At 73.7% G+C, this 12507-nt stretch carries 12 protein-coding genes; 6 read left to right on the forward strand and 6 right to left on the reverse strand.

Annotation, left to right across the window (positions count from 1 at the left end; translation table 11 throughout):
- Nucleotides 1–3 precede the first annotated feature (3 nt).
- The 3 genes from OG259_RS39360 (at nucleotide 4) to OG259_RS39370 (ending at nucleotide 2576) form a co-directional block, all read left to right on the forward strand.
- A complete protein-coding gene (locus tag OG259_RS39360; protein ID WP_443052094.1) occupies nucleotides 4–1092 on the forward strand; it encodes an enoyl-CoA hydratase/isomerase family protein in 1089 nt (362 codons plus the stop codon).
- Entirely contained in the window at nucleotides 1089–2018 is a 930-nt protein-coding gene (locus OG259_RS39365) for a glutaminase (protein WP_328946629.1), read from the forward strand. The genes OG259_RS39360 and OG259_RS39365 overlap by 4 nt, the downstream gene beginning before the upstream one ends.
- A gap of 90 nt (nucleotides 2019–2108) precedes the next feature.
- The gene (locus tag OG259_RS39370) at nucleotides 2109–2576 is read left to right on the forward strand and encodes an NUDIX domain-containing protein (protein WP_328946630.1); all 468 of its coding nucleotides are present in this window, start codon (nucleotides 2109–2111) and stop codon (nucleotides 2574–2576) included.
- Between the two features lie 162 nt (nucleotides 2577–2738).
- Here the strand turns inward: OG259_RS39370 and OG259_RS39375 are convergent, their stop codons facing one another.
- Complete coding sequence (locus OG259_RS39375; protein ID WP_328946631.1) at nucleotides 2739–3245, reverse strand: MarR family winged helix-turn-helix transcriptional regulator; 507 nt, start codon at nucleotides 3243–3245, stop codon at nucleotides 2739–2741.
- Nucleotides 3246–3329: 84 nt separating this feature from the next.
- On the opposite strand from OG259_RS39375, the gene OG259_RS39380 reads away from it, so the two are divergent.
- The 3 genes from OG259_RS39380 to OG259_RS39390 all read left to right on the forward strand — a co-directional run bounded on the left by OG259_RS39380 (nucleotide 3330) and on the right by OG259_RS39390 (nucleotide 6563).
- The gene (locus OG259_RS39380) at nucleotides 3330–4451 is read left to right on the forward strand and encodes an amidohydrolase family protein (protein WP_328946632.1); all 1122 of its coding nucleotides are present in this window, start codon (nucleotides 3330–3332) and stop codon (nucleotides 4449–4451) included.
- A gap of 175 nt (nucleotides 4452–4626) precedes the next feature.
- Nucleotides 4627–5070, forward strand: coding sequence for a hypothetical protein (locus OG259_RS39385; protein WP_328946633.1), 444 nt, complete (start codon nucleotides 4627–4629; stop codon nucleotides 5068–5070).
- Nucleotides 5067–6563, forward strand: coding sequence for a multicopper oxidase family protein (locus OG259_RS39390; protein ID WP_328946634.1), 1497 nt, complete (start codon nucleotides 5067–5069; stop codon nucleotides 6561–6563). Before OG259_RS39385 ends, OG259_RS39390 begins: the two co-directional genes overlap by 4 nt.
- Nucleotides 6564–6576: 13 nt before the next feature.
- Here the strand turns inward: OG259_RS39390 and OG259_RS39395 are convergent, their stop codons facing one another.
- The 5 genes from OG259_RS39395 to OG259_RS39415 form a co-directional block, all read right to left on the reverse strand.
- On the reverse strand, nucleotides 6577–7968 hold the full coding sequence (locus OG259_RS39395) for an aldehyde dehydrogenase family protein (protein ID WP_328946635.1): 1392 nt from the start codon (nucleotides 7966–7968) through the stop codon (nucleotides 6577–6579).
- A 64-nt stretch (nucleotides 7969–8032) separates the two neighbouring features.
- Entirely contained in the window at nucleotides 8033–9808 is a 1776-nt protein-coding gene (locus OG259_RS39400) for an asparagine synthetase B family protein (protein ID WP_328946636.1), read from the reverse strand.
- Nucleotides 9809–9872: 64 nt separating this feature from the next.
- Complete coding sequence (locus tag OG259_RS39405) at nucleotides 9873–10454, reverse strand: hypothetical protein (protein WP_328946637.1); 582 nt, start codon at nucleotides 10452–10454, stop codon at nucleotides 9873–9875.
- Between the two features lie 43 nt (nucleotides 10455–10497).
- Nucleotides 10498–11439 carry a hypothetical protein gene (locus OG259_RS39410; protein ID WP_328946638.1) on the reverse strand — a complete coding sequence of 314 codons (942 nt, stop codon included), beginning with the start codon at nucleotides 11437–11439 and terminating at the stop codon, nucleotides 10498–10500.
- Nucleotides 11436–12425: a hypothetical protein gene (locus tag OG259_RS39415; RefSeq protein WP_328946639.1), complete on the reverse strand. Its 990-nt coding sequence runs from the start codon at nucleotides 12423–12425 to the stop codon at nucleotides 11436–11438. Before OG259_RS39415 ends, OG259_RS39410 begins: the two co-directional genes overlap by 4 nt.
- Nucleotides 12426–12507: the final 82 nt, after the last annotated feature.

Below are 12507 nucleotides of genomic sequence, written 5' to 3' on the forward strand. Positions count from 1 at the left end.
ATCGTGCCGACCGGAACCGCCGACGTACTCCTCCGGACGGAGGGCCGGGCCGGTTTCATCACCCTGAACCGCCCCCGCGCCATCAACGCGCTCACCCACTCCATGGTCCTCGCCGTCGACGCCGCCCTGACGGAAGGGGAGCACGACCCGGCCGTCACGACCGTCGTCATCGAAGGCGCGGGGGAGCGCGGTCTCTGCGCCGGCGGCGACATCCGCGCCATCCACGACGACGCCCGCGCCGGCGGCTCCGCGTCCGAGGCCTTCTGGCGCGACGAGTACCGGCTCAACGCCCGTATCGCCCGCTTCCCGAAGCCGTACGTCGCCCTCATGGACGGCATCGTCATGGGCGGCGGCGTCGGCGTCTCCGCACACGGCTCCGTCCGCGTCGTCACCGAACGCTCCCGGGTCGCCATGCCGGAGACCGGCATCGGCTTCGTCCCCGACGTCGGAGGCACCCACCTCCTCGGCCGCGCCCCCGGCGAACTCGGCACCCATCTCGCCCTCACCGGCGGCCACGTCGGCGCCGCCGACGCGATCCTCACCGGCCTCGCCGACCACTTCGTCCCCTCCGCCGAACTGCCCGCCCTGCTCCGGGACCTGACCCGGCTTCCGGCCGGGGAGGCCGTCGCCCGGCACGCCACCACGGCCCCGCCCGGCGTCCTCGCCGAACAGCGGGAGTGGATCGACGCCTGCTACACCGCCGAGACCGTCGAGGCCGTCGTCGAGCGCCTCTTCGACACGGGTGTGCCCGCGGCCAAGGAGGCGGCCACCACCCTCCTCTCGAAGTCCCCGACCGCGCTCAAGGCGACGCTGGCCACCCTGCGCCGCTCGCGTGCCCTCGCGACCCTGGAGGAGGTCCTGGACCTGGAGTTCCGTGTCTCCTGTGCCGCCCTGACCACCCCCGACCTCGTCGAGGGCATCCGGGCCCAGGTCGTCGACAAGGACCGCGACCCCCGCTGGACACCGCCCACCCTCCCCGAGGTCACGGACGAGGCCGTCGCCCGCTTCTTCACCGCACCGGCCGGCGGCGACCTGGGCCTCGCCGCCGCCCGCCGGTCCGCGGAGGACCGGCGACCCCGGGACAGCGCGTGACCACGAACACCACCACCTCCTTCCAGCCCGTCCTCGACCGCATCGCCGAGGAGATCGCCGAACTCACCGACCGGGGCACCCCGGCCGACTACATCCCGGCCCTCGCCGCAGCCGACCCCACCGACTTCGGCATGGCCGTGGCCGAACTCGACGGCACGGTCTACGGGGTGGGGGACTGGCGGCGGCCCTTCTCCACCCAGTCCGTCACCAAGGTCTTCACCCTCGCGCTCGCCCTCGCCGGAGAGGGCGACGCGCTCTGGGCCCATGTCGGCCGGGAACCCTCCGGCGACCCGTTCAACTCCCTCGTCCAGTTGGAGTACGAGAACGGCATCCCGCGCAACCCGTTCATCAACGCCGGCGCCCTCGTCGTCACCGACCGCCTGCACCGGCTGACCGGCGATGCCTCCGGCAGCCTGCTCGCCTTCCTGCGCGCCGAGAGCGGCAACCCCGACCTCGACTTCGACACCGATGTGGCCGCCTCGGAAGCCGCCCACGGCGACCGCAACGCGGCCCTCGCCCACTTCATGGCCTCCTACGGCAACATCACGGGACCCGTCCCCGATCTGCTCCGCGAGTACTTCCGCCAGTGCTCCCTCGAAGCGTCCTGCGCCGATCTGGCCCTGGCCACCGGCTTCCTGGCCCGCCACGGCCTGCGCGCCGACGGCTCACGGCTGCTGACCCGCAGCCAGGCCAAGCAGGTCAACGCCGTGATGCTCACCTGCGGCACCTACGACGCGGCCGGCGACTTCGCCTACCGGGTGGGTCTGCCGGGCAAGAGCGGCGTCGGCGGAGCGGTCGTCGCCGTCGTGCCGGGCCGCTGCACCCTGTGCGTCTGGAGCCCGGGTCTCGACGCCCGGGGGAACTCGGTGGCGGGCGTGACCGCCCTCGACCGCTTCACGACGATCACGGGCCTGTCGGTCTTCTGACCTCCGTCATCAGCGCCGCAGGGGCATGCGGTCGGGCGTGGTGGGCATGCTGCCGGGGTGGCCGATCCGCCCGGACCGAGGAGACCCCGTATGAGCGTTCCGACCCGTATCCGCACCTCCGCGAAGGCCGTCGTCCTCCACGAGGGCTCCGTCCTGCTCACCCGGAACCTCTGGAACGGCAGAGAGTGCCACTTCCTCCCCGGAGGGGGCCAGGAGATCGGTGAGTTGCTGCCCGACGCGGTCCGCCGGGAGGTACGCGAGGAGACCGGGCTGACCGTGCAGGTCGGCCCGCTGCTCTGGGTCCTGGAGGGCTGGTGGGACGACCCCAGTGGTTTGGCGTCGGAGAACTTCCACCGGGTCGAGGTCGTCTTCCTGTGCACCGTGGACGGCAGCGCCGAGCTCGTCGGCGGAACCGAGCAGGACATCGACCAGATCGGGCTCGACTGGGTCCCGCTGGAGAAGATCACCTCCCTCGAAACCCTCTCGCCCCGCTACCGCGACCACATGATCCCCCTGGTGTCCGGAGACATCCCCCGAGCGGCCTACCTGGAGCGCTAGGCGGTGTCCGGAGAGTCCCGTCGGGGCCGCGGGCAGACGGCGCTGCCTTCCTGACACGACCCAGGGGGGTCTGACAATTCCCGTCGGGGCCGGCCCGCCCGGCACGCACGCTCTTCTCCTCGAAGCCACAGGTCACGGCGGACAGGGCCGCCGCGACCTCCTTCAGCCCTGGCGTGAACGCAGCAGCGCGCGCAGGGCGTTGTCGAGGTGATGCCGCTCGTCCTGGTCGAGGCCCGCGACGATACTGCCCAGGCACTCCACCAGGTCGGTGAGCGCGGCGTCGACGACGGCGAGCCCCTCCTCGGTGAGAGTGACGCGGAAGCTGCGACGGTCGTCGGCGTCCAGCGTGCGCCGTACGAGACCGGCTCCTTCCAGGCGGTCGAGCCGCTTGGTCATCCCGGCGCGCGACATCATCAGCTCCGCCGACAGGACCGACGGGATCACGGTGTACGGCGCTCCGCGTCGACGTAGGGTGGCGAGCACGTCGAAGTCGCCCTTGTTGATGCCGTGTTGCTCCACGGCACGCTCGCCCGCCGGCCCGATGAGGGTCTCGGCGACGAGCGCGATCCGTCCCACGAAAGCCAGCGGGGTCACGTCGAGGTCAGGCCGTTCCCGTTGCCAGTCGGCAGCGATCCGGTCGACCGCGTCCTCGTGCTCGTCTCCGCTCATGGGCGCAATTCTATTCACGCGGCGATAGTTAGCTGGAGTACTATCAGCGGGCGAACCAACTCCTCATCCCTCCAGGAGGCTGTTGTGCCCACCCCTGCCCGGACGCTCATTCGCGGCGTACGTGTCTTCGACGGCGCCCGCGTCCGCGAACGCGCCGATGTCCTCGTGGAGGGCGACCGGATCGCCGCCCACGACCCCGCGCGGCCCGTCGACGTGGAGGTCGACGGATCCGGACGGACGCTGCTGCCAGGGCTGATCGACGCCCACACCCACACCTTCGACGGCAGTCTCGCCGCGGCCCTGCGTCACGGCGTGACGACGGAGCTGGACATGTTCTGCCTGCCCGCCAACCTCCGGCGCCAGCGGGCCCTGGCCGCCGCACGCGACGATGTCGCCGACCTGCGCAGCTCCGGGGTGCTCGCCACCGCGCCGGGTGGGCACCCCTCCCAGCTCATGGCTCTCATGGCGGACGGATTCGGGGACGCCGCCGGGCCCTTCGACACCATCTCGCGTCCCGAGGACGCCGCCGACTTCGTCGCGACCCGCCTCCGCGAAGGCAGCGACTACCTCAAGATCGTCATCGACGACGGGTCGACGGCGGGAACCCGACTGCCCGTCCTCGGGGCCCGGACCGCGGCAGCACTGGTCGCGGCGGCCCACGGCGCCGGGCTGCGGACCATCGCGCACGCGGCGACGGCGACCGAGGCGGCCACGGCGCTCGCCGCCGGAGTCGACGGACTCGCCCATGCCTGGTGGGAGGAAGGAACCGGCGCGCCGTCCACCGAGGAACTGGCCGCTCAGGCCGCCGCCCAGGGCGTGTTCGTGGTCAGCACCCTCGCCTATGCCGAAGCCTCAGGAGGCGGACGCCCCGACCGGGGCGCGTACGCCGCCCAGGTCGTCGCCGCGCTCGCGGCGGCCGGCGCGCCGCTGCTGGCCGGGACCGACGCCACCCCCTTCGCCCCGCTCCACGGCGAGGCGATGCACCGCGAACTCGAACTCCTGACGGCAGCCGGCCTGACGCCGCCGCAGGCCCTGCACGCGGCCACCGCCGCCCCCGCCCGGCACTTCGGCCTCCCTGACCGCGGCCACATCGCCCCGGGCCTGCGCGCCGATCTGCTCCTCGTCGACGGCGATCCCACGCGTGACATCACCGCCGTCCGCGACATCGCCGACGTCTGGCGGCGCGGCGTACGCCAGGCGCGCTGACCGCGCCTCGCTCTCGCGTCGCACGCCCCGCGAATCCCCCCCCCCGCGAATCCCCCCCCCGCGAATCTCCCCCCGCGAATCTCCTCCCGCGAATCCCCTCGCGAGTTCCCCCGCGAGTTCCCCCGCGAGTCCCTCTCGAATCCGTCTCGAATCCCTCTCGAACCGAAGTGAGCCCATGTCGGAACCGCATGCTTCACCACGCCCGCCCCGCGCCCTGAGGACCCTGCGGGCCACCGCCGCCCTTCAGACCGTGATCCTCCTCGCCCAGGCCGTGGCAGCGGGCCTGCTGCTGGCCTCGGTTCCCGTCGGCCGCACGGTGCACAGAGGGATGGCGGGGGCCGTCGCCCTGGCAGTGGTGCTCCACCTCCTGGCCGGCGTGGTCGCCTGGCGCAGAGAAGTCGTCACGGCGCGTGCGGTCCTGCACGGCGTGCCCCTGCTGCTGTTGACTTTCGTGCAGGCCGGACTGGGGTTCGCGCACGTCCGCGAACTCCACGTACCCCTCGGAGTCCTCATGTTCGGCGCGTCCGTCATGACGCTGATGCGGACACGGGCGCAGCCACAGCCACAGCCGCAGTCCCCGGCGCAGACGCAGACGCAGAACGAGGGCGCGGCAGCATGAGCATCCCCCGACGCACCCTGCTCGGCGTCCTCGGCGGAGCCGCCCTCGCCCTGCCGATCCTGGGCGCCGCTGTCTCCTGGGCCGGGCGCGGCATCGACACCAGGGGCAAGGTGCCCTTCGATCGACCGCTGCATGTCCCACCCCTCGCCCCCTCCCGCGTGGACGCGCAGGGGCGACGCGTCTTCGATCTCACGATCGCCGCAGGCCGTACGGAGTTCACGCCGGGCAAGCCCTCCACGACCTGGGGGGTCAACGGCGCCCACCTCGGTCCGACCCTGCGCGCCGCACGCGGCGAGAAGGTGCGGATCAACGTCGGCAACGCCCTGGACGAAGCCACGTCCCTCCACTGGCACGGGATGCACCTCCCGCCCTCCATGGACGGCGGACCCCACCAGATGATCGGGCCGGGTACCACCTGGTCGCCCTCCTGGACGGTCCACCAGCAGGCCGCCACCCTCTGGTACCACCCGCATCCCCACGGCCGCACCGCACAGCACGTCTACCGGGGCGTGGCCGGCATGTTCCTGATCGACGACGACGCGGCCCCGCCGGAGCTGCCCCACGTCTACGGCATCGACGACATCCCGCTGATCGTGCAGGACCGCCGACTGCCGGGCGGTGTGCTCGATCCCGACGAGCCGATGGCCGGGACGACGGGGTTCCTCGGCGACCGGATCCTCGTCAACGGCACGCTCGGGCCCTACGTCGACGTCAGGACCGAACGCATCCGCCTACGCCTGCTGAACGGCTCCAACGCCCGCGTCTTCCACTTCCACTTCGCCGACCGCCGCTCCTTCGAGCTCATCGCCACCGACGGCGGACTGCTCCCCGCACCCCACACCACCGACCGTGTCCAGCTCGCACCGGGGGAACGCGCCGAGATCGTCGTCGTCCTCACCCCCGGTGAGCGCGTCGTCCTGCGCAGCTCCGACCCCGACACCGGAGCGGGTTTCGTCCAGCGCGACGGAGGCGCGGACCGGTTCGACGTGCTCCAGTTGCGGGCCGCCGACACCCTGGCGCCCTCCGCGCGCCTTCCCGCACGGCTTGCCGAGGTGCCGCGCATTCCGGCGCACACGGCCGACGCCCAGCGGGTCTTCGAACTCGCCGAGCACACGATCAACGGGCGACGGATGTCGGCGAACCGCATCGACCTGACCGTCCGGAAGGACACCACCGAGATATGGGAGGTCCACACCGGCGACGGCACCCTCCACAGCTTCCATGTCCACGACGTGCAGTTCCAGGTGCTCACCGTCGACGGCAGCCCGCCACCGGAGCACCTCGCCGGGTGGAAGGACACCGTCCTGCTGCCCCCGGGCACCTCGATGCGGCTCATCATGCGCTTCGCCGACTACGCGGACCCGAACAGCCCGTACATGTACCACTGCCACATGCTGTACCACGAGGACCAGGGGATGATGGGCCAGTTCATGGTCCTGGAACCGGGTCAGCGCCCCCACCCACCCGCCACCGACCACGCCGGCCACCACTGACGGGGGAGACCCCCTAAGGAGTGTCTGAGCCCCGGCGCCCCAGCCGGACCGTGACCGTCTTGGGCCGTTGGTACTCCTGGAGCGCCAGCGTGCTCAGGTCGGTGCCGTGGCCGGAGGCACCGCGGCCGCCGTGCGGGAGCTCCGCCGTCTGGACGAGGTGGCAGTTGACCCAGGTCTCGCCCGCGTCCAGGGCGGCCGTCAGTTCCAGGCCGGTCGTGAGGTCGGTGGTCCACACGCTGGCAGCGAGGGCCTGTGGGACGCCGTTCGCCAGGGCCAGGGCGGCCTTGAGGCCGTCGGCCCGCTGCACCGTGAGGAGCGGGCCGAACACCTCCTCGGTGACCGCCGGGTCGTCGTCGGGGAGGTCCGCGAGCAGTCGCGCCGGCCGCCAGTGTCCCGCCTCTTCGCCCGGCGCCGGGGCGGCGTCCGCGACGATGCTCCGCTTGGCTTCGGAGGCGGCGACCAGACGGTCGTAGCGGTCCGCCTGGTCCGGGTTGTTCAGCGGCCCGAAGTCCCGGCCCGCCACCCGGGAGCCGAGAGCGGCCGCCAGGCCCGCGACGGCGGCCTCGTAGTTCTCCGGCAGGGTGATGACCCGCGCCGGAGCGGCGCAGCTCTGCCCCGCGTTGTACGTGACGGCGTCCGCGAGGGACTCCCAGGTGTCGGCGGGCGCGTCCGGGAGGACGATCGCCGGGGCGTTGCCGCCCAGCTCCAGGCTGACCCGCCGGGTCCCCGCGCGGACCGCCACGTCCGCCCCCGCCCGACCGCTGCCGGTGAACGCCACCATGTCCACCGCGGACTCGACGAGCAGCCGGCCCGTCTCCCGGTCGCCGGGGAGGCAGCGCAGCACATCGGCTCCGAGCGCGGACACGGCGTGCTCGGCGAGGAGTTCCAGGCTGTCGGGGGTCGTCTCGGCCGGCTTCGCCACCACCGTGTTCCCGGCCGCCAGGGCAGGCGCGCAGCGCCAGGCCGCCATCAGCAGCGGATAGTTCCAGGGCACGACCACAGCCACCACGCCGACCGGCTCCCAGCGCACCCAGCTCTCGTGGCCCGCCACCAGCAGGCCGGCGGCCGGTGCGGTGCGGGTCCTCGCCGCCGTCGCGAAGAACCGGAACAGGTCAGCGACCTGCTCGATCTCGCCCGTGGTCTCCGCCTCCGGCTTGCCCGTCCCGGCCCGCTCACGGGCCGCGTACTCCGCCGCGTGCTCCTCGACCAGGCCCGCGAGCCGGTCCAGGCTCCGACCGCGCTCCTTGGGGGTGAGCGCACTCCAGCCGGGCAGCGCGGCCCGTGCACCGGCCACGGCAGTCCGGACCTCGGGGAGCCGGGAGAGCAGGGCCGAACCGCGCGGAGCCCCGGTGCGGGGATCGGTCAGTTCGGTCGTGGCGGGGGCGCCGGTCGCGTCGCTGGTCATGGCGGGGGCCTTTCGCGGATCAGGTCGTCGTATCGGGCGGTTCTGGGTCACACGCGGTTCCGGGTCACACGTCGTACGACCTCAGCCAGAGCTCCAGGGTGAGCACCAGCCACAACTTGCCGCCCTGCCGGGGCAGCAGGGCGCCCTCGCCGCGCAGCCAGGCGCGGACGGTCTCCGGCCGGAACAGCCCGCGCTCCCGGGACCTGGGCCCGAGGAGGAGGTCCTGGCCGAGGTCGCGGAGCGGGCCCGTCAGCCACTGCTGGACCGGCACCCGCATCCCGCTCTTGGGCCGGTCGACCACGGTGTCCGGGAGCAGGTCCCGCACGGCCTCCTTGAGGATCCACTTCTCCGCGGTACCACGGAGCTTGAAGGAGGGCGGTGTCGCGAAGGCGTGGTCGACGACCGACCGGTCGAAGAGCGGGGAACGGCCCTCCACCCCCTGCGAGGACGTCAGCCGCTCCACCTTCGTGAGGATGTGGTGGGCGCCCTTGGTCCGCAGGTTGCAGTGGAGCAGCTGGTTGAGGAGGTGCCCCATCCGGTGCGGGCCGCCGCCGTCCGCCGTCAGATAGGGCGCCACGTGCCGCTCCAGGGCCGGGGCGTCCCGCAGGGCCTCCAGGGCCGGTGCCGTCAGCAGGTCCGGGAGGTCGGTCCAGCATTTGCGGTACGAGCGCAGGTACGCGGTCGCCCGGTCCTCGTCCCAGGGCGCGCCAGGGGTCCGGTGCATCTCCTGGACCAGCATGGGGAGGTTCTTCGGCCCGCCGAAGACGGGGTCACCGCCCTCGCCGTTGAGGACGACGGAGGCGCCGTCGGTGGCCACGGCCTCGGCGAGCATCAGGTTCGGCACGGTCAGCGGATCGCCGACGGGGCTGTCGAGCAGGGCGGCCGCCTCGGCGAGCCGGGCCGCCACGGCCTCGCCCGTGACGTTCAGGACCCGGTGGCGGGTGTGGCAGTGCGCGGCCACCAGGCCCGAGTAGCCCAGCTCGTTCGGCAGGTCGTCGCCGAAGCTGATGGAGTAGGTGTGCACCGGGTGGCTGTGGAGTTTCGCCGCCAGGGCGGTGACCAGCGAGCTGTCGATGCCGCCGGAGAGGAGCACGGCGGCCGGCTCGGCGACGGGCAGCCGGCTCGCCGTCGCCCGCTCCAACAGGGCCCGCAATGCCAGGACATGGCCGGTCGGGTCCTGCGGCACGGGCTCCTCGATCCGTTCCCGGGGCTCCCAGTGGACGGTCTCGGTGGACGTCCCGTCCCGGTGCAGCCGGAGCACCCGGCCGGGCAGCAGCTCCCGTACGCCGGTCAGCAGCGTCTCCTCGCCGGGCAGATAGGCGAAGGTGAGGAACGAGCGGACCGCCGACAGGTTCATCGAGGTGCCGAGTGCGGGCCACCGGCGCAGCGCGCGCAGCGAGGTGGAGGCGGCCCAGGCGGCGTCGGCCCGCGCGTAGAAGAGGGTGCGGGCGCCGACGTGGTCGCGGATCAGGACCAGGTCGGGGCCGTCGAGCACGGCGAGTACGAACATCCCCTCGGCCAGGCCCACCCCCGCGTCCCCGAGCAACGCCCAGCAGCGCAGCAGTAGTTCACCGTCGGAGCAGTCGGCCGGCGGGAGAGCGGACCGCTGCGCGAGGGCGGCGAGGAGCACCGGCCGGTTGTGCAGGGTGACCTCCCCGACCGCCGTCCGCCCGTACGCGGTGTACGGGCCCTCGGCGCGGCCGGGCTCCCCGGGGAGCAGCGACAGCTCGGCGCCGGGGACCTCGGCCGGGACGTGGTCGGGGCCGAGGGCGCCCATCGCGTCGAGATGGGCGCGGGCCTGCCCGGTGGTGGCGGCCAGACAGGCGCACAGACGTGCCACGAACTGCTCCTTCTCCTGGTGTTACTGGTCGTGCCGGTGTTACTGGTGGTGCCGGTGGCACGGATCAGCCGAAGTCGTCGTCGCTCCAGGCGTCCCCGTCGCCGTCCCAGTTCGCGTCCCAGTCGTTCCCGTCGCCGGACCCGCCCTCGGCCCCTTCACCGGAACCTCCGGATCCGTCGTCGCCGTCGGCCGTGCCGCTGCTGTCGCCGCCGCCTCCTGAGGCCTGCGAGGCCTGCGCCTGCTGCTGCCGCAGCGCCTCCTCCTGCTCGGGGGACATGCTCAGCGGCGGCAGCTGGGCGGCGGTGATGGCGAGGGTCGCCACCCCGAGACCGGCGAGCAGGACGCCCATGCGGCCGCCGAAGGAACTCCGGTTGACCATGACCTTCTCGCCGCGCGCCCACAGGGTGCGGCCGTAGCCGATGTCCCGGGCGTAGGTGACGGTGCCGTCGTCGAGGGTGCGCTTGATGATGCGGTCGCCGAGCAGCTCGTCGGTGCCGGAGGCGCCGCGGTTGTCGTGCCATTGCACGAGGTGCGGGTGGCCCGCGGTGCGGCGCCGCCACTCCTCCAGGCCGTTCTCGTAGGTGCGGTGGACGGTGCCGTCGGCGAGCAGTTCGTCCGCGTAGCCGATCTCTTCGGGACGGATCATGGTGTGCGTACCTCGGGTCTGTGGGAGGGAGCGCCGGGACGGGTCACGCGGCGGGCCAGGTCATGAAGCCGGTTCCGCGCAGTCCGCGCAGGCCGCTCCACAGGGAGTCGCGGGGCGGTCGTGGCCCCCGGGTCAGGCGCAGTACCGTCCGCAGCAGCCGGTCCGGGGGCACGGCCGCCACTTGGGCGAACCGTCCGCTCGCCAGCCAGTCCGCCTCCCGGGGCCGCAGTGCGGCGGGCAGGACGGCGAGGTCGGCGCGCCCGGGCACGGGGCCTCGGCCGGTGGGCAGCCGCAGCGCGGCCGCGTGCCGGGGCACCAGGCCCAGGGAGACCACCCGGACACCGGGCACCGGCCCGAGTCCGGCCCGGACGCGGGCCGGGAGGGCGGTCCCGGACGGGCTCGCGTCGTGCAGGACGTACACGGTGGCGCCGTCGGCCCGCTCCAGGGCGGTGCGCAGGCGCGGGTCGAGCGGCAGGGCGTCTCCGGCGGCGAACACCGGGCAAGCCGCTTCCAGGTGGACGTGGTTGGCGAGCAGCATTCCGGCGATCGAGCGGTCCTGGCACAGCAGAAGGCGGGGCAGCCCGTAGTCGTAGAGGTCCGGCTCCGACGCCTCCGCGCCCGAGACGTCGTCCCCGGACCGTCGCGCGGGCGGGGCCGAAGGACGCGGAAGCAGTCCCGGTACGGACTCCCGGCCGCGCGCCGTCAGGGCGCGGGTGAACACGGGCAGCCGCAGGACCGGGGCAGGGGTGCCGGCGATCCTGCCCCTCAGGAAGTCCGAACCGGGGCTCAGGACGCGGCAGGTCTCGTAGTAGAGCTGACGCTCGGTGAACCGCAGGCCGCCGGGCGCGGCGGCGCGGGCAGCGGCCACGGTGATCGCCCGGTCGGTCACCCCGCCCACTGCCCGGGCGGCGAACCCGAGGGCGGGGCGGTGACCGGAACGGGTGGCCGGGCCGCTGTGCGGGGGCGGGAGACGTCGCTGACTCATCCGGCCGGGGTGCCTTTCGTACGGGACGGGCCGCCGACCGGCGAGGGTGCCTCGGCCGGCCAGGTCAGGAATCCGTCGGTGGAGCGGAGCGCGGTGGGCCGGGCGGCCAGCGCGTGCGCCACCGCCGCCGTGACGACCGCCTCCAGACGGCGCGGCGGGACGGCGGCGAGGGGGCTCCAGTGGCCCTGGGCCAGCCACTCGGCGTCGTCCGGCGGCAGGCCCGCGACGGAGCGGAGGTCCGCGGCGTCCACCGTGGACGCGGTGGACACCCGGTGCACGGCACCCGGGCGGGTCCGGACGGCGGCGACCGGGAGGCCGGCGTCCACCACGACCCTGTCCGGGTGGGCGAGGCGCAGCAGCGGTGCGAGCAAGGCTCCCAGGGCGTCGGCGTCGTGGAGCACCACCACCGGGAGCCCGTCGGGAACATCCACGAGCGCCTCGTGCGCGGCGGCCGGTTCGGCCTCGACGAGCCGCGCCTTCAGCTTCGCGGGGACGCCGTTGACCCGGAGGAACACCGCGACCGCGTGATCTGTGCAGAGGATGACGGCTACGGGGCGGCCCGTGGGGGACTCCCGGGGCGCCGGGGCGCGCGGGCCGTCGTCCACCACCCCCGGTGGCAGCTCCTTGTAGGCGGTCCGCCAGGAGCCCATCAGCCGCCGGAACGTGGACTCGGAGGGGGTGATGGTCCACCAGGCGGAGCTCGCGGCCGTGTACCGCATCACCGAGGCCGCCACCACCACGGCCACGGCGGCGGTGATGCCGACCGCCCCCGGCACGCCATGGGTGAGATCGCCGACGACGAGGAGGAGAAGGGCGAGGGGTACGGCGACCAGCCACCGGACGACGGGCCGGATCCCGCGAGCGGGCTTCGCCTCCCAGACGTGGTTGGACGTGCGGGAGAGGTACCAGAGCTGGGTGAGGGTCACTTTGAGACGGCCGCCGCCGGTGGCGCGCTCGGCGATCCGCCGGATCCGCAGATCGTGCATGCCGCGACCGTGGATCTTCGGGTCCAGCGCGAACGGGCGGTCGCAGCGCGAACACACCTGCCCGGTGCGCTCCTTGGCCGGC

This window comes from Streptomyces sp. NBC_00250, assembly GCF_036192275.1.
In the GTDB taxonomy this organism is placed as follows: Bacteria; Actinomycetota; Actinomycetes; order Streptomycetales; family Streptomycetaceae; genus Streptomyces.